Consider the following 16255-nt stretch of genomic DNA (forward strand, 5'->3'; position numbering starts at 1 on the left):
GGCGATGCTCAGTGCTGCCCCCCACCCTTACCCTCTCCCCGTGGACGACGGGGAGAGGGGGGCATCGACGTTGGCGCCAGCCCCCTTCTCCCCGTTTACGGGGAGAAGGTCCCGGCAGGGGGATGAGGGGCTACTCGACGGCGCCGACCAGAACATTACTCTCGATATCCCGCTCGGCCCCGAGATCGGCCAGTGCTGCGGCGGGCGTGTCGAGATCGCCATCAGAAACGTCGACGAAGCAATGCGCGCCGACCTGCTTGCCACAGCCGAGGTCTCGGACGCTGCACGGCCGCATGTCTATRTCTTYGGCGGCGGCCATGTCGGCCAKGCGCTGGCTTCGGCCTTTTCGTTTTTGCCGATCAATGTCGTGGTCGTGGAAACCCGCGCCGACGCGCTCGAAGGCATGCCCGACACCGTCGTCACGCGGCTCACGCCAATGCCTGAGGAGATGGTGCGCGAGGCGCCTGAGGGTGCAGCCTTTGTCGTGCTGACTCATGACCACGCGCTCGATTTCCTGATCGTCGGCGAAGCCTTGAAGCGCGAAGACGCGGCTTATGTCGGCATGATCGGTTCGAAGACCAAGAAGGCGACGTTCAGGAGCTGGTTCCTGAAGACCGCAGGCGGCAGCGAGGGTGGCTATGCCCGGCTCGTCTGCCCGATCGGCGGCGACGCCGTGAAAGACAAGCGTCCCGCCGTGATTGCGGCACTTGCCGCTGCCGAGATCATGACCGCGCTGGTGTCCAGCGCGGCCTGATGCAGTTCAGCGCTTAGGCGTTTTCCTGGATGTGCGCCTCAAGGAACCAGAGCGACTTGTCGAGCGCCCTGGAATAGGCGGTGAAGATGTCTGCGGTGTCGGCGTCGCCTGCTTCGCCGGCCTCATCGATCGCCTGACGTACTGTCTTTGCCACTTCGGCATAGCGGTCGATCAGCGCTTCAATGTGGTCCCTGGTCTTGAAGATGTCGGTCGGATAGGCCTTCACCTTACTTGCGTCCGCCACCACCTGGGTGGTGCCAAGCGCCGTGCCGCCAAGTTGCACGGCGCGCTCGGCTATGGTGTCGACATGGGTGTCGAGCTCGGCGCGGAACCCGTCCAGCATCTCATGGATGGCGATGAACTGCGGACCCTTGACGTTCCAGTGTGCCTGCTTGGTGAGCAGTGCCAGGTCGATCGCATCAGCGAGGCGTGCGTTGAGGAGTTCGATCGAAACCTTCTTGGCGTTGGACTTGAGATCGTTGCGCGTCGGGTGAGATGTCATCGGCTACTCCTTGATCGGATGTTCGCGCCGCCCATCAAGAACCGGCGGCGCATGCAGGCTACAACAGCCAGACGACATTATCCGTTCCGATCTGCCGGCTGCGTCAAGGTGTCATCCAGTGGCTGCATTGCGCGCCACGACCGCCAGATAGGCTGCCTGCAGCTCGGCGCGAACCGGAATGCGCCCGGCTTTGGCGGGCAGGGGCGCGGCCAGATGCTCCGCGCGCAGCTCTTCCATGAAGCGGTCCCACATTTCGGGCCCGCCCTTTTCCAGCAACTCGGCGCGGATGCTGAGTTCTTCGCTGACAGGCAGCCATTTGCGGCCCCAGGCGCCGATCTGCGCGAACACCGGCAATAGTTCGATCGCCATCTCGGTCAGGCTGTAAATCGCCTTTTGCTTGTGGCTGGGGTCGTCCGCCTTGGTGATCAACCCATCGTCAAGCAGGCGCTTCAGCCGGTCGGCGAGGATGTTGGAGGCGATGCCCTCCTGGGACTGGGTCAGCAATTCGCGGAAATGGCGGCGGTTGCCGAACATCATGTCGCGCAGGACGATCAGGCTCCATTTGTCGCCGACGACCTCAAGGGTGAGGTTGATCGGACAGCCCGACCGGTGAGTCTGGTTCATGCAAATGTCTCCAAAAAACCAGTTGCAATATAAAATCAGTTTGCATAATGTACAACTGGTTAGTTTACGCAACCAGTTGCAATATGGTTCGCAGCCTTTCCGATGGAGTGAGAAATGACCGCAATGGCAGCAGTTCACACCAGTTTCAGCATCGACCGACTTTACGCCGCATCGCCGGCGGAAGTTTTCGCCGCCTTTTCCAATGCCGAGCGCAAACGCCGCTGGTTCGCCGAGGGCGAAGGCTGGCAGGTCGACGAATTTTCAGTTGATTTTCGCGTTGGCGGCTTTGAACGCAGCCGGTTCCGCTTCCAGGGCGGCCCCGAGATTTCCAACGACACGACCTATCTCGACATCGTCACCGACCAACGCATCGTCATCGCCTATGTCATGGCACTTGCCGGCGCGCGTTTTTCCGCTTCGCTCGCTACCATCGAGTTCAAGCCTGAAGGCAGCGGCACAAGGCTATTCTATACCGAGCAGGATTCGTTCCTCGACGGGCAGGACGGCTCCGCTGACCGTGAGACCGGCTGCAGGGAACTGCTCGAAACCCTGGCTGCCGAAGTCGAGAAGGTCCCGACCGTAGCGTAGCCGACGACGAAATGACCATTCTGGGAGGCCATTATGCCCATGTCTGCAGGATTGGACCGGCGCAGTATGATGAAAGGCGCGGCACTGTCGGCAGCCCTGTTGGCGCCGAAAAGCGTCGGCGCTCAGGCACCGGAGATTTCGACCAGCACTTCAACGATAGGGAGCACGGCGATGAGCACGGGAAATTTCGCACCTGACCGGCTCGAGCGGATGCGCAAGGTCATGGCCGGCCATGTCGACCGTGGCGATGTGCCGGGGCTCGTCTGGGCGGTCAGCCGCAATGGCGAAACCCATGTCGAGGCGGCGGGCAAGCTTGCGCTCGACGGTGCAGCGCCGATGCGGCGCGACAGCATCTTCCGCATTGCGTCGCTGACCAAGCCGGTCACCGCAACCGCCGCGATGGTTCTGGTCGAAGAAAGCCGCCTCAGGCTCGACGATCCTGTCGACAAATGGCTGCCGGAACTGGCGAACCGCAAAGTGCTGAAAGCGATCGACGGTTCGCTCACCGACACAGTGCCCGCCAGCCGCCCGATCACGCTGCGCGATCTGCTCACCCTGCGCTTCGGGCTCGGCGCCATCATGGTCTACCCGATCCGCTATCCCGTTCAGCACGCCATGGAAGAAGCTGATGTGGCCCCCAGCGCCGATACCTTCAGCGGCTCGCCCGACGATTACATGAAGCGCATCGGCAGCCTGCCGCTCATCCACCAGCCCGGCGAAGGTTGGCTCTACCACACCAGTCTCGACGTTGCCGGCGTGCTGATCTCGCGTGCCGCCGGTCAGCCGCTGTCGGTGTTCATGCAGGAGCGCATCTTCGGGCCGCTCGGCATGAAGGATACCGGGTTTTCCGTGCCGGCCGACAAGGTCGACCGGCTTGCCACCGCCTATTCCAGGGACTTCCAGACCGGCAAGCTCGGCGTGCACGATGAAGCCAAGGGCGGCTTGTTTGCCAAGCCCGCGACCTTCGAATCAGGCGCGGGCGGGCTGGTCTCGACCGCCGACGACTACCTCGCCTTCCAGCGGATGATGCTCGGCAAGGGCAAGCTCGGCAACGAGCGTATCCTGTCGCGCGCCTCGGTCGAGCTGATGACCATGGATCACCTGACACCGGAGCAGAAGGCTGGTGCGAAGATGTTCTTCAACGACAGCACCAGTTGGGGGCTCGGCATGGCGGTCGCCATCCGGCGCGACGATCTGTGGCTCACGCCGGGTCGTTTCGGCTGGGATGGCGGCTACGGAACGTCTGCTTACGCTGATCCCACCGAGGGACTTGCAGGTGTGCTTCTGACCCAGCGCATGATGGATTCACCCCAAGCGCCGAAGCACTTCGTCGACTTCTGGACCTCCGCCTACCAGGCCATAGAGGGGTGAGGCGCAAGCCTCACTTCCTCGCCGGCCTCACTTGCCGGCCAGAATGTCCTTGATCAGCTTGTGGCAGCGCTCCGCCATGAAGTCGAGCAGCAGCCGGACCTTCGGGTCCTGCAGCTTCTTGTGAGGATAGACGGCGGCAAACTGCACCGGGGTCGGCGGTGTCTGCGCCAGGATGATCTTCAGCCGCTGGTCGCGGATGAAGGGCTCGACCTCGAAGCGCGGCTTGTTGATGATACCGCGCCCGCTCAGCGCCCAGCCGGTCAGCACGTCGCCGTCGTCCGAATCAAACGGTCCGTGGACCTCGAATTTTGTCGGCCCTGCGGGGGTCTCCAGCGTCCAGAAATATTCTCGCGAGCCGGGATATCGCAGCATCAGGCAATCGTGCTTCTTGCCGATCAGATCGCTGGGACTTTCCGGTTCGCCGCGCTTTTCGAGATATTTGGGTGCCGCAACGAGCACACGCTCGCACTCCAGGATGCCGCGCATCCTGAGGCTCGAATCCTCGATCAGGCCGAGCCTGAAGGCGACGTCGATGCCTTCCTTGAGGATATCGACATTGTGGTCCGAAAGCCTGAGCCTGACCTCGATATCGGGGTATTTGTCGTGGAATTCGGGGATGCCGGAGGCGACGAGCCTACGGCCAAGCCCGAGTGGGGCAGTGACGCGGATGGTGCCGCGCGGCTGGCCGGAAAGCGCTGAAACCGCAGCTTCCGCCTCGGTGATGGCTTCCAACACCTGCTTGGCGCCGGAATAAAACACGTTGCCATGCTCGGTCGCCATCAGCTGCCGAGTGGTACGGTTGAACAGCCGCACGCCCAAGTGCTTTTCCAACTCCTTGATGCGGTTGGAAGCGACTGCCGGGGAAATGCGCATATCGCGACCCGCGGCAGAAAGATTGCCGAGTTCCACGACGCGAACGAAGACGGCGATGTTGTCGAGATAAGCCATGCGTGCCGAGGGTTCCCTAGCCGGCTTATGCCGTGCCGCGATACGGTAGTATTTTCCAGATTTTTTTGAAAGTCATCGCGAATCCTTTCACTTCCCCAATGCATGGGGCATCGTAAGATCGCTGCTGGTGCGGAAAAGGGACGGCGGATGTACGACTTGGCGTTTTTTATGGAATGGGCGAGCTTCGCCGTGCGGTGGCTGCATGTCATCACCGCCATGGCCTGGATCGGCTCGTCCTTCTACTTCATCGCGCTGGACCTTGGACTGAGGAAGCATGCCGGCCTGCCTGTCGGCGCCCATGGCGAGGAGTGGCAGGTCCACGGCGGCGGCTTCTACCACATCCAGAAATACCTGGTGGCGCCGGCCCAGATGCCGGAGCATCTGACCTGGTTCAAATGGGAATCCTACGCCACCTGGCTGTCGGGCTTCGCGCTGCTCTGCCTCGTCTACTATGGCGGCGCCGAACTTTTTTTGATCGACCGCAACGTGCTCGACGTCTCGGCACCGGTCGCCATCGGCATCTCGCTCGCTTCGATCGGTCTTGGCTGGGTGATCTACGACCAGCTTTGCAAGTCGAAGCTCGGCGACCACGACACGCTGTTGATGATCATCCTCTATGCCATCGTGGTGTTCATGAGCTGGGGCTACACGCAGCTGTTCACTGGGCGCGCCGCCTTCCTGCATCTCGGCGCGTTCACCGCGACCATCATGTCGGCCAACGTCTTCATCACCATCATTCCCAACCAGAAGATCGTCGTCGCCGACCTGATTGCCGGCCGCAAGCCGGACCCGAAATACGGCAAGATCGCCAAGACGCGTTCGACCCACAATAATTACCTGACGCTGCCCGTCGTGTTCCTGATGCTGTCGAACCACTATCCTCTGGCATTCGGCACAGAGTTCAACTGGGTCATCGCCGCGCTGATCTTCATCATCGGCGTGCTGATCCGCCACTACTTCAACACGATCCACAAGCGCGCGGGCAACCCGCACTGGACCTGGTTCGTCGCCGGCTTGCTGTTCATCGTCATCATGTGGCTGTCGACGGTGCCGAAGGTGCTGACCGGCGAGGACAAGAATGCCTCGGTCACGACAGCGCCCTTCGTCGCCTCGGCCCAGTTCCCGAAGGTACGCGACACGGTACTTGGCCGCTGCGCCATGTGCCACGCCAACGAGCCGTCCTATGAAGGCATCTACCACGCGCCCAAGGGCGTGATGCTGGAGACCGACAACGCGATTGCCCAGCATGCCCGCGAGATCTATCTCCAGGCTGGCCGCAGCCATGCCATGCCGCCCGGCAACGTCACCCAGATCACGCCGGAAGAGCGCGCATTGCTGGTTTCCTGGTACGAACAGGCTCGCAAGTAGCGAGCGGAATACGACACGCAGATTGAAGGTTCTGGGCGCCTCTTCTGCGCGTCCCCATTGACGCGCGGTGATCCAACCGCGATTTCGCTGCGTCGGAAAAAGCTTGTAGAGTTCAATCATGACCACAACACTTCTTCGCGGCCGTACATTGTCCTTCCTGCGCTGGCCCGACAGCGCCGACGATCATGCCTCCTATGTCTACGAGGAAGACGGCGCGGTGCTGATGCGCGACGGCAAGATCGCTGCCGTTGGCGCCTATACCCAGGTTGCGGCCCAGGCTGGCAGTGGCGTTGCGGTCGTCGATCATCGCCCACATCTCATCTTGCCTGGCTTCATCGATGCGCATGTCCACATCCCGCAGATGCAGATCATCGCGGCTTACGGCGCCGAGCTGCTGGAGTGGCTGAACAAGTACACTTTCCCCGAGGAAACACGGTTCATCGACGCCCAGCATGGCCGCCGCATCGCGCGCCTGTTCCTCGACGAGATGACGCGCCAGGGCACAACCACGGTTGCCGCCTATTGCTCGGTGCACAAGCAGTCGGCCGAGGCCTTCTTCGCTGAATCGCACGAGCGCAACATGCTCAACATCGCCGGCAAGGTAATGATGGACMGCAACGCGCCCGATGGCGTGCTGGATACGCCGCAGACGAGCTATGACGACACCAAGGCGCTGATAACGGAATGGCATGGCAAGGGCCGGCAGCACGTCGCCATCACGCCACGCTTTGCCATCACGTCGACGCCCGAGCAGATGGAAATGGCCGGGCAACTGGCACGAGAACATCCCGACCTGCACATCCAGACGCATCTGTCGGAAAATCACGCCGAGATCGCCTTCACCCAGGAGCTCTATCCCTGGTCGCGCGACTACACCGACGTCTACGAACATTACGGTTTGCTCGGCAACCGCACGCTTCTGGGCCACTGCATCCATCTGGGCGAGCGCGAGTCCGACGCGATTTCCGACCATGGCTCGATCGCCGTGTTCTGTCCGACGTCGAACCTCTTCCTTGGCTCAGGCCTGTTCGACTACCAGCGCTATCGCCGGCGCGACAAGCCGCTCAGGATCGCCATCGCCACCGATGTCGGCGGCGGCACCAGCTATTCGATGCTGCGCACCATGGACGAGGCCTACAAGGTCATCGCCCTCAATGGCGAGAAGCTCAATCCGCTGGCCTCTTACTGGCAGTTGACGCGCGGCAACGCCGAAGCACTGTCGATCTCCGACAAGGTGGGAACGCTCGAGGTCGGAACCGATGCCGACATCGTGGTACTCAATGCCCGCGCCACGCCAGGCATGCGGCTTCGCATGGAGCGTGCCGGGACGCTGGCCGAAGAGCTGTTCCTGCTCCAAACGCTCGGCGACGACCGCGCCGTGGTCGAGGTCTATGTCGCGGGAAGGGCTGCCAAGACGACAATGGATCAGGCCGCATGACCTTGCGTCATTCGCCCGCGTCTGCCATGTGAGCCGTGGACGCAGGGAGAGGAGCGGACAATGGCAGCAGCCGAAGATATCAAGAAGATCGCCGAGCAGGAGGCGCGTCTTGTCTTCGAAGGCTTCGACGAAGCCGCAGCCTTCGACATAGGCTCCTTGATCCGCACGCGCGGGCTGGCTGAAAACCTCCCCATCATCGTCGACATTCGCCTGTGGGATCGCGCGTTGTTTTACTGCGCGCTGCCGGGCTCGACGGTCAACAACACTGAGTGGGCACGCCGCAAGGTCAACGTCGTCAAGATGTTCCACCGCAGCAGCTACCGCATGGTGCTGCAGAAGGCGCGCGAGGACCGCACCTTTCCGGTCGGCGACGCGCTGCCGATCGAGGACTATGTGCTGGCCGGCGGTGGTTTTCCGATCCGTGTGAAGGGTGTGGGCGTCGTCGGCGCCATCGCCGTTTCGGGGCTACCTGAGCGGCAGGATCACGAGGTGGTTGTCGCCGCAGTCTGCGATTATCTCGGCATCGACCGGCAAGAACTCGCGCTCGGGCCGGCATGATTTGAGCATGGCGCTGCCCCTCACCCTTACCCTCTCCCCGTAAGGACGGGGAGWGGGGGCGTAGTTGTTGCCGCTTGTCCCTTCTCCCCGTACTTCMCGGGGAGAAGGTCCCGGCAGGGGGWTGAGGGGCCGAGCGACATGAAAGCAAAGCGTATAGCGAGTGCCCGGATGACCACTTTCGAACCTAGACGCTTCCTCATTAGCATCTTCGAGGCCGCTGTCGCGGCAGCCGATCCAGAACTCACAATCCGCCGCCATCTGCCGGAAAAGCCCAAAGGGCGCACCATCGTCATTGGTGCGGGCAAGGGTTCGGCGCAGATGGCTGCCGCTTTCGAAAAGGCCTGGGACGCACCGCTCGAGGGCGTCGTCGTCACCCGCTACGGCTTTGCCGCACCTTGCGAGCGTATCAAGATCATCGAGGCGTCGCATCCGGTGCCCGATGCCAACGGCCTCGAAGCCTCCAAGCTGCTGCTCCAGACCGTGTCCGGCCTCACCGAAGACGACCTCGTCGTGGCGCTGGTTTCGGGTGGCGGCTCGGCATTGCTGCCGTCGCCGGCCGGCAGCCTGACGCTTGCCGACGAGATCGCCGTCAACGAGGCGCTGCTTGCCTCCGGCGCGCCGATTTCGGCGATGAACACCATTCGCAAGCACATCTCGACGATCAAGGGCGGCAGGCTCGCCGCCGCTGCCCATCCGGCGCGCGTCGTCTCTCTCGTCGTCTCCGACATTCCCGGCGACAATCCAGCACTGGTTGCTTCCGGGCCGACCGTGCCGGATGAAGCGTCACGCGCGGACGCGCTCAGGCTGATCGAAACCTACCGCATCGCGCTGCCGGCCAATGTCATGGCGCACATCAACTCGGTGGATGCCGACGCGCCAGGGCCGGATGACAAGCGCTTCGCCCGCAACGAGGTCCATGTCATCGCTTCGGCGGCTGTGTCGCTCGACGCGGCAGCGGATGCGGCGCGCCGGCTGGGCGTCGAAACCGTCATCTTGTCCGATGCCATCGAGGGCGAGGCGCGCGAGGTCGGCGGCGTACATGCGGCGATCGCCCGCGAAGTCGCCATGCGCAACCGTCCCTTCAAGAAGCCGGTGCTGATTCTGTCCGGCGGCGAGACGACGGTGACGCTGCGTGCAAAAGGCAAGGGCGGGCGAAACAGCGAATTCCTGCTCGCCTTCGCCATCGGCATCGACGGTGTGGCCGGTATCGACGCGCTTGCTGCCGATACCGACGGCATCGACGGTTCCGAAGACAATGCCGGCGCCTTCGCCGACGCTACGACGGTCGCGCGTATGCGGGCCGCCAGCGTCGACGCCAAGGCGATGCTCGCTGGCAACAATGCGTGGACCGCATTTAACGCCGTCGGCGATCTGTTCGTGCCGGGACCTACGGGCACGAATGTCAATGATCTCAGGGCTATTCTGGTGAGGTAGGCTGTCCCCGTGCAAAACAGTTGACATGGTGGGACTGCAGACCACCGGGACCTGACGTTCACGGTGGTCTTGATTTATTGAATGGTGTGAACTATAGTTCACGCATGTTCGAGGTCCGTCAGACCGACACATTTCGAGAATGGTTTGATGGGCTTCGGGATTTGGTGGCCCGGCGCAAGATCGCCCAGCGCATTGTCCGGCTCGAAGCTGGGCTCTTTGGCGACGTGAAATTCTTCGACGGTATTGGCGAATTGCGCGTCGATATGGGGCCAGGCTATCGCGTCTATTTCGTACAGCGCGGAAGAGTGGTGATCATCCTGCTGAGTGGAGGCGACAAGTCCACTCAAGGTCGAGATATCAAGCAGGCGCTGGAAATGGCAAAAGAGGTGTAAGTCATGTCTCTCAAGACAACTCCTTTCGATGCTGCGGCGTATCTCGATACACCTGAATCGCAGGCCGAGCTGCTCACTGATGCTTTCGAAACAGGCGACGCCGGCTACATTGCGCGCGCACTGGGTGTCGTGGCGCGCGCTCGCGGAATGAGCCAGGTTGCAAAGGACGCCGGAGTAACGCGAGAGGGGCTGTACAAGGCTCTCAGCGCCGAAGGCGATCCGCGACTGACGACTCTCCTTGGCGTCGTCAGGAGTCTCGGCCTGACCGTCACGGTCCATCCTGCGGTAAAGCCCTGATCTTCTTCGGCCGCTCTACACCTCGTGCAGATAGAGATGATAATCCAACTCGCTCACCGTACGAGCGACGCGGAAATATTCGGCTTCCTTGATCGCCGTGAAGGTGCGGTGGAGATCGTGGCCCAGCGCCTCGCGCAGGAATTCAGACGCTTTTGCCGCTTCGATCGCGGTGCGCCAGTCGGCCGGCATCACTCCGTTCGTGCCCGCCGCCTGCTCGTAACCATTGCCTGTCGTCTCGGGGCCGGGGTCCAGCTTTTCATCCAGCCCCTTCGAAATGCCGGCGAGAATGGTCGCTGCCACCAGATAGGGGTTGGCGTCGACGCCCGAGGGGCGGTGCTCGATGCGGCGGTTCCTGGTGTCGCCCGCCGGCACGCGCAGCGCCACCGAGCGGTTGTTGACGCCCCAGGTGGGGGCCACCGGCGCGTAGGATTGCGACACGAAACGGCGCCACGAATTGGCGTGCGGTGCGAATACCAGCATCGATTCCGCCATGGTCGCGGCGAGACCGCCGAGCGCGTGCAGAAGCTTCGGCTGCCACTCGCCTTCCTTGGCTTCGGTGAAGACGTTGTTGCCGTCCTTGTCGAGCAGCGAGGCGTGGAAATGCATGCCAGAGCCGGCATATTTTTCGATCGGCTTGGCCATGAAACAGGCGGTGACGCCGTGTCGGCGCGCCTGGGCGCGGACGATGCGCTTGAGCATGATCAGGTCGTCGGCCGCCTGCATCACATCCTTGCGGTAGCGTAGCGTCAGTTCGTATTGGCCCGGCGCATATTCGGAGATCACCGTCTCGGCCGGAATGCCCTGCAGCTTGGCTGCGGCGTAGATGTCGGAGAACAGCGGCTCCATGCCGTGCAGATGGTCGACCGAATAGACCTCCGTCTTGCCCGAAGCACKGCCGTCGAGCACCGCGCGTGCCGGCTGGACCTTGCCGTCRCCGTCGCGTTCGTTGGACAGAAGGAAAAATTCGAGCTCGAAGGCGCCTGCTGGATACAGGCCCTTTTCGGCCAGCCGGTCGACCTGGCGCTGCAGCGCCAGCCTGGGGTCCGAGGTCATCGGCGCGCCGTCGAGATGATACATCGACATCAGCAACTGGCCACGCGCCGGGCTCGTGCCATAAAGCGGCTTCAGCGTGCCTGGAATTGGCCAGGCCCTGAGGTCGCCGTCGCCGGAATCCCAGATCAACCCGGTTTCGTGGACGTCCTCGCCTGTTATGTCCAGGCCAAGGATGGAGATCGGCAAATGCCGGCCACCTTCGTAGAGGCCTATCAGTTCATGGCGGCGGATGATCTTGCCGCGGCCCACGCCATTGGCGTCGGTCAAGACGATGTCGAAGGCTTCGATGTCGGGATTGGCGTCGAGGAAGGCTCTGGCCTCGTCGATGGTCGAGCCGGAAGGAGATGTCATGATCTTACTCAATTGTCCTGATGCCTTGTCTCACGCCGAAAGCGTGGCGGCAATATCGCCGAAAGCCGCAACCAGCCTGTCGACCTGCCGCGCCGATGTATCAGGCGAAACCAGCATCATGTTGTGGAACGGCGCGATCAGCACACCGCGATTGACCAGCGCTACATGCACTGCTGCTTCAAGCCGAGAGGCGTGCGCCGTCTCAGCCTCGCCGCCGTTGCGCAAAGGTCCCGGCGCGCAGATGAACTCGACCCGGGCGCCAACGCGCATGACATGCCAAGGCAGCTTGTGCTTGCGGATGGCCTTGTCGAGGCCGGACGCCAGCCGGTCTGCCAGCTTCTCCATGTGGGTGTAGTTTTCCTCGGTCATCACCTCTTCGAGGGCAGCGCGCATCGCCGCGAACTGGAGAGGATTGGCCGACAGTGTGGTGCCCATGCCGGAATAGCCCGGCTCCTTGGTCCTGTTGTAGTCGGCGTAGCGGACCGCGACGTCCTCGCTCATGCCCCAGACACTCGCCGGCACGCCGCCGGCGACAGGCTTGCCGAGCACGAACAGGTCGGGCTCGAGGCCGTGCTTCTTGGTGTAGCCGCCGGGGCCGGTTGAGATGGTGTGTGTCTCGTCGATCAGCAGCAGCGTGCCGGCCTTGCGCGTCAGCTTGCGCACGCCTTCGAGGAAGCCAGGGTCGGGCAGAACCATGCAGCTATTGGTCAATACCGGTTCGGTGATCACGCAGGCGACATCGCCATGGGCAAGTTCGGCTTCAAGAGCCGGCAGGTCGTTGAATTCGACGATGCGGGTGCGTGCGGTGAGGTCGCGGAACTCGCCAGCGAGGCCCGGCCGGTTGACCGGTTTGCCGTCCTTCAGCCGCACCATCGTTTCGTCGACAGCCCCATGGTAGCAGCCGTTGAAGACCAGAATTTTGTCGCGGCTGGTCACCGCGCGGGCCACACGCAAGGCGAAGCGATTGGCGTCGGTGGCGGTGGTGGCGATCTGCCAGTGAGGCAGGCCGAAGCGCTCGGACAAAAGCAAGCCAAGCGTCAGCGAATCTTCCGACGGCAGCATGTAAGTCAGCCCTCGTCCGGCCTGCCGACGAATGGCGCGCGCAACCGGGGCAGGGGAGTGACCGAACATCGACCCAGTGTCGCCGAGGCAGAAATCGGCGAGCCTGTTGCCGTCGATGTCGGTGATGGTGGCACCGCTCGCCTTGTCGACGAGGATCGGGAACGGTGTCGGCCAGTCGTTCATCCAGTGCATCGGCACGCCACCGAAGAACCCAGCGACACCATTGCCGAGTGCGGCTTGCGATTTCGGCCGCGCCTGGCGAAAGATCTCGGCCTCGGTCGCCGCAAGCTCCGATATGCGCGACAGGGGCACGCCGCCTTCGCTGGCTTCAGGTCGTTCGATGCGGTTCATCATGGCTCCCGAATGATAGCAGGGGCCACTCTAGCCAGTCGGCTGCTGAAACTTCAATTGGCCGTTCGCGGGGCGTCGATTGGCGCAGGAACAGCAAATGGGCCGGTCGTGCAGGCGCTGGAGCTTGCGGCTGGCGCGGTCGCTGCGGCGCAAGCCATCCAGCGCAGCGCGCGTAGGTTAAGCTCAGCCGGCGATATCGATGACGCCGCAGTCGCCGGCAGCACTGCCGAAGGCGATGCGGCGTTCTTCCTTGTCCCAGGCCATCGAGGTGATCGCGCCCTTGCCGGGGCGGCGCAGCAGCACCTCCTTGGCGTCGGCGAAACGCACGGCCATCACCATGCCGTCTTCATAACCGATGGCGAYGATGTCCTCGCTTGGATGGCAGGCGACCGAGGTCACCATTGAGTTGCCGCGCGTCCCGAGTTCGAGCGGGGCCTTGCCCATTGGGCCGTCCTTGCCGACGAAGGGCCACACGATCGCGGCGGGTGCGCCGGAGCTTGCCAGCCACTTGCCCTTGGCGCTCCACGACAGGCTCTTCACCTTGGCGGGATAGCCGGTCATGCGCATGTGCTTGGCATCAACCAGTTTCCAGCCATGCAAGGCGTTTTCCTGCATGGTGGTCACGAGGAAGGCGCCATCTGGCGAAAATGTCACGCCGGTATGCGCCCCAGCCCATTCAAGCTCCACCGGCTTGCCTTCGGCAGCCGGGAAATGCAGCGTCGCGCCGTTGTAGCGGGCAATGCCGATGCGCATGCCCTTCGGCGAAAAGGCGATGCCCTCGACCGAACGCGGGTGCGAAAACTCCTTGGCCTTGCCGTCGGCGAAGCGCACCCAGGCGCTACGCCCGCTGGCATAGGCGACAGCGCCTTGCGGGCCGGTGGCGATGGAGGTGACCCACTTCTTGCCGATGCTGGCGAGTTCTTCTGTCGCACCCGACGAGGCCAGCGACATCACCTTGCCGTCTTCGCCGCCTGAGATCATCAGGTCGTTCTTGGCGGTGGTGGTAGCTGACAGCAGGCCGTCATGCAGCTTGACCGACTTCTGGCCGTGATCGAGCCAATGCACCATGCCGTCGGCGAGCGCGAAGAACGGAATGTCATTGAGGAAAGCGGCGGTGACGCAATGTCCGTCGAGATCAAGCGGGGCGACTGTCGGCATAAGAGACTATTCCATTCGAGATTTATGCTGCCCCTCACCCTTACCCTCTCCCCGTAAACGGAGCGAGGGGGGCGTCGACGTTCCAGCTTGTCCCTTCTCCCCGCGTACGGAGAGAAGGTGCAGGCCCTTCGATAAACTCAGGGTTCGGATGAGGGGGGCAGGGTATTCTGTGAATACGTCGGCGGGCTTAAGCCGCCTGACAGGCCTCAAAACTACGCTTCAGCCGTTCGGCGTCGAGTTCGCGGCCGATGAACACCAGCCGGCTCTCGTGCTTCTCGTCGTCCTTCCAGGCGCGCTGGTGGTCGCCCTCGATGATCATGTGGACGCCCTGGATGACGTAGCGGTCCGGATCGTCCTTGATGGCGATGATGCCCTTGAGGCGCAGGATGTTGGGGCCTTCCATCTGGGTGATCTTTTCGATCCAGGGGAAGAACTTCTTGGAGTCCATCTCGCCGCCGCGCAGCGACACCGACTGCACGGTCACGTCGTGGATCGGCGAAACCGCGCCATGCTCATGATGATCGTGATCGTGATGATGGTGGTCATGATCATGGTGGTGGTGGTCGTGGCCGCAATCGGGGCCACATGCGTGATCGTGGTCGTGATCATGCGCGTCGAGGAAATGCGGATCGTCGGCCAGAACGCGCTTCAAGTCGAAAGCGCCACGGTCGAGCACCTGGTCGAGCGGAACGCCCGCACGGGTGGTGCGGTGGATTTTGGCGGATGGGTTGATGGCGCGGATGGCGGCTTCGACGTCGCGCAGCTCGTCAGCGTTGACCAGGTCGGTCTTGTTGAGCACGACGACGTCGGCGAAAGCGATCTGGTCCTCGGCCTCGCGCGAATCCTTGAGGCGCAGCGGCAGGTGCTTGGCGTCGACTAGGGCGACGACCGCATCGAGCTTGGTCTTGGAGCGCACGTCTTCGTCCATGAAAAACGTCTGCGCTACCGGCACCGGGTCGGCCAGGCCCGTGGTCTCGACGATGATGGCATCGAAGCGGCCGGGACGGCGCATCAGGCCCTCGACAACGCGGATCAGGTCGCCGCGCACCGTGCAGCAGACACAGCCATTGTTCATCTCGTAGATTTCCTCATCGGATTCCACGATCAGGTCGTTGTCGATGCCGATCTCGCCGAATTCATTGACGATGACCGCATAACGCTTGCCGTGGTTCTCAGAAAGGATGCGGTTGAGAAGCGTCGTTTTGCCGGAACCGAGATAGCCGGTCAGCACGGTAACGGGAATTTGGGTCTGAGCTTCGGTCATGGTCGTCCTCGGGATCGAATAGAGGCTCCATATAGGATGCCGCAGGCGCATTTGCACGTCTCAAACGTCATCACGAATACGCCTGCCCGACATTACCGAAATTTCATTAGGAAGTCGGCAGGCCGCTGCCTAGATTGACGGGCCGGGGGGCAACCGACCCAGCAATACAGGAGCCGGGCGCCGATGCAGGACGATCCGTTCCGCGCCAATCTCACCCGCCGCCGGGCGCTCGGCCTCATCGCGGTGACGGCGGGTGGTGGCGCGCTGGTGCCTGCGCAGGTGTTCGCCCAGCAAGCCTCGTCGCAATCCGGAGCCTTGTTGATACCGCAAGCCGGCGTTTGCTCGATCACGCCGGAAGTGACCGAAGGTCCGTATTATTTCGACCCGGAGCTTGAGCGCAGCGACATCACCGAGGGACGCAAAGGCGCTGGCCTGACTGTGCGCCTGCAGATCGTCGACGAGGCTTGCAGCCCGATCGAAGGCGCCCGCGTCGACGTTTGGCATTGCGATGCCCAAGGGCACTATTCGGGTTATCCCGGACAAGGTGATACCCGTGACGTCGACACTACAGGCGAAAAATTCCTGCGCGGCTGGCAGCGTACCGACAAGAACTTCATCTCTACCTTCTGAACCATCTATCCCGGCTGGTATCGCGGCCGCACCACGCACATCCATTTCAAGGCGTTCCCCGGCGAAAGCTCTGTCATGACAGGCCAGATGTTTTTTCCAGACGATCTCAGCG

17 protein-coding genes are annotated in these 16255 nt (G+C 62.6%); 10 read left to right on the forward strand and 7 right to left on the reverse strand.

Translation table 11 applies throughout. The annotated features are described in order from the left end of the window. A partial coding sequence (gene xdhC / locus AC1DUU_RS07875; RefSeq protein ID WP_476782862.1) for a xanthine dehydrogenase accessory protein XdhC occupies nt 1-754 on the forward strand: 754 nt, incomplete at its 5' end. 13 nt (nt 755-767) lie between these two features. Here xdhC and dps read toward each other — a convergent pair. Together dps and AC1DUU_RS07885 are read right to left on the reverse strand one after the other, a co-directional pair. After that, nucleotides 768-1256, reverse strand: coding sequence for a DNA starvation/stationary phase protection protein Dps (gene dps / locus AC1DUU_RS07880; RefSeq protein WP_476782863.1), 489 nt, complete (start codon nt 1254-1256; stop codon nt 768-770). Nucleotides 1257-1367: 111 nt separating this feature from the next. Further along, nucleotides 1368-1880: a winged helix-turn-helix transcriptional regulator gene (locus tag AC1DUU_RS07885; RefSeq protein ID WP_476782864.1), complete on the reverse strand. Its 513-nt coding sequence runs from the start codon at nt 1878-1880 to the stop codon at nt 1368-1370. 114 nt (nt 1881-1994) lie between these two features. Here AC1DUU_RS07885 and AC1DUU_RS07890 point away from each other — a divergent pair, with 114 nt between their 5' ends. Then, entirely contained in the window at nt 1995-2468 is a 474-nt protein-coding gene (locus AC1DUU_RS07890; RefSeq protein ID WP_476782865.1) for an SRPBCC family protein, read from the forward strand. A gap of 39 nt (nt 2469-2507) precedes the next feature. Next, a complete protein-coding gene (locus AC1DUU_RS07895; RefSeq protein WP_476782866.1) occupies nt 2508-3839 on the forward strand; it encodes a serine hydrolase domain-containing protein in 1332 nt (443 codons plus the stop codon). Nucleotides 3840-3866: 27 nt separating this feature from the next. Here the strand turns inward: AC1DUU_RS07895 and AC1DUU_RS07900 are convergent, their stop codons facing one another. Further along, entirely contained in the window at nt 3867-4787 is a 921-nt protein-coding gene (locus tag AC1DUU_RS07900) for a LysR family transcriptional regulator (RefSeq protein ID WP_476782867.1), read from the reverse strand. A gap of 147 nt (nt 4788-4934) precedes the next feature. Here AC1DUU_RS07900 and AC1DUU_RS07905 point away from each other — a divergent pair, with 147 nt between their 5' ends. The 6 genes from AC1DUU_RS07905 (at nt 4935) to AC1DUU_RS07930 (ending at nt 10274) form a co-directional block, all read left to right on the forward strand. Continuing rightward, on the forward strand, nt 4935-6155 hold the full coding sequence (locus AC1DUU_RS07905) for a urate hydroxylase PuuD (protein WP_476782868.1): 1221 nt from the start codon (nt 4935-4937) through the stop codon (nt 6153-6155). A 118-nt stretch (nt 6156-6273) separates the two neighbouring features. Continuing rightward, on the forward strand, nt 6274-7593 hold the full coding sequence (gene guaD / locus AC1DUU_RS07910) for a guanine deaminase (protein ID WP_476782869.1): 1320 nt from the start codon (nt 6274-6276) through the stop codon (nt 7591-7593). 60 nt (nt 7594-7653) lie between these two features. Then, nucleotides 7654-8151, forward strand: a complete 498-nt coding sequence (locus AC1DUU_RS07915; RefSeq protein WP_476782870.1) for a heme-degrading domain-containing protein — start codon at nt 7654-7656, stop codon at nt 8149-8151. Nucleotides 8152-8319: 168 nt separating this feature from the next. Then, nucleotides 8320-9585, forward strand: a complete 1266-nt coding sequence (locus tag AC1DUU_RS07920; protein ID WP_476782871.1) for a glycerate kinase type-2 family protein — start codon at nt 8320-8322, stop codon at nt 9583-9585. Nucleotides 9586-9689: 104 nt separating this feature from the next. Further along, nucleotides 9690-9977, forward strand: coding sequence for a type II toxin-antitoxin system RelE/ParE family toxin (locus AC1DUU_RS07925; RefSeq protein ID WP_476782872.1), 288 nt, complete (start codon nt 9690-9692; stop codon nt 9975-9977). A 3-nt stretch (nt 9978-9980) separates the two neighbouring features. Beyond that, a complete protein-coding gene (locus AC1DUU_RS07930) occupies nt 9981-10274 on the forward strand; it encodes an addiction module antidote protein (RefSeq protein WP_476782873.1) in 294 nt (97 codons plus the stop codon). A gap of 15 nt (nt 10275-10289) precedes the next feature. Here the strand turns inward: AC1DUU_RS07930 and AC1DUU_RS07935 are convergent, their stop codons facing one another. The 4 genes from AC1DUU_RS07935 to AC1DUU_RS07950 form a co-directional block, all read right to left on the reverse strand. Beyond that, complete coding sequence (locus tag AC1DUU_RS07935; RefSeq protein ID WP_476782874.1) at nt 10290-11678, reverse strand: glutamine synthetase family protein; 1389 nt, start codon at nt 11676-11678, stop codon at nt 10290-10292. Nucleotides 11679-11708: 30 nt separating this feature from the next. Continuing rightward, nucleotides 11709-13094, reverse strand: a complete 1386-nt coding sequence (locus tag AC1DUU_RS07940) for an aspartate aminotransferase family protein (protein ID WP_476782875.1) — start codon at nt 13092-13094, stop codon at nt 11709-11711. A 180-nt stretch (nt 13095-13274) separates the two neighbouring features. Then, complete coding sequence (locus AC1DUU_RS07945; RefSeq protein WP_476782876.1) at nt 13275-14249, reverse strand: WD40 repeat domain-containing protein; 975 nt, start codon at nt 14247-14249, stop codon at nt 13275-13277. Nucleotides 14250-14436: 187 nt separating this feature from the next. Further along, complete coding sequence (locus AC1DUU_RS07950) at nt 14437-15513, reverse strand: CobW family GTP-binding protein (RefSeq protein ID WP_476782877.1); 1077 nt, start codon at nt 15511-15513, stop codon at nt 14437-14439. A gap of 183 nt (nt 15514-15696) precedes the next feature. On the opposite strand from AC1DUU_RS07950, the gene AC1DUU_RS07955 reads away from it, so the two are divergent. Continuing rightward, nucleotides 15697-16143, forward strand: a complete 447-nt coding sequence (locus AC1DUU_RS07955; protein WP_476782878.1) for a peptidase associated/transthyretin-like domain-containing protein — start codon at nt 15697-15699, stop codon at nt 16141-16143. Nucleotides 16144-16255: the final 112 nt, after the last annotated feature.

It is taken from the genome of Aminobacter sp. P4_H6_2, assembly GCF_056400805.1.

Excerpts from the sequence above, each read along its gene's own strand:
- AC1DUU_RS07930 (WP_476782873.1), top strand. The coding sequence starts at position 9,981 with ATGTCTCTCAAGACAACTCCTTTCGATGCTGCGGCGTATCTCGATACA.
- dps (WP_476782863.1), bottom strand. The coding sequence starts at position 1,256 with ATGACATCTCACCCGACGCGCAACGATCTCAAGTCCAACGCCAAGAAG.
- AC1DUU_RS07955 (WP_476782878.1), top strand. The coding sequence starts at position 15,697 with ATGCAGGACGATCCGTTCCGCGCCAATCTCACCCGCCGCCGGGCGCTC.
- AC1DUU_RS07905 (WP_476782868.1), top strand. The coding sequence starts at position 4,935 with ATGTACGACTTGGCGTTTTTTATGGAATGGGCGAGCTTCGCCGTGCGG.
- AC1DUU_RS07925 (WP_476782872.1), top strand. The coding sequence starts at position 9,690 with ATGTTCGAGGTCCGTCAGACCGACACATTTCGAGAATGGTTTGATGGG.
- AC1DUU_RS07915 (WP_476782870.1), top strand. The coding sequence starts at position 7,654 with ATGGCAGCAGCCGAAGATATCAAGAAGATCGCCGAGCAGGAGGCGCGT.
- AC1DUU_RS07900 (WP_476782867.1), bottom strand. The coding sequence starts at position 4,787 with ATGGCTTATCTCGACAACATCGCCGTCTTCGTTCGCGTCGTGGAACTC.
- AC1DUU_RS07895 (WP_476782866.1), top strand. The coding sequence starts at position 2,508 with ATGTCTGCAGGATTGGACCGGCGCAGTATGATGAAAGGCGCGGCACTG.
- AC1DUU_RS07940 (WP_476782875.1), bottom strand. The coding sequence starts at position 13,094 with ATGATGAACCGCATCGAACGACCTGAAGCCAGCGAAGGCGGCGTGCCC.
- AC1DUU_RS07920 (WP_476782871.1), top strand. The coding sequence starts at position 8,320 with ATGACCACTTTCGAACCTAGACGCTTCCTCATTAGCATCTTCGAGGCC.
- AC1DUU_RS07950 (WP_476782877.1), bottom strand. The coding sequence starts at position 15,513 with ATGACCGAAGCTCAGACCCAAATTCCCGTTACCGTGCTGACCGGCTAT.
- AC1DUU_RS07890 (WP_476782865.1), top strand. The coding sequence starts at position 1,995 with ATGACCGCAATGGCAGCAGTTCACACCAGTTTCAGCATCGACCGACTT.
- AC1DUU_RS07885 (WP_476782864.1), bottom strand. The coding sequence starts at position 1,880 with ATGAACCAGACTCACCGGTCGGGCTGTCCGATCAACCTCACCCTTGAG.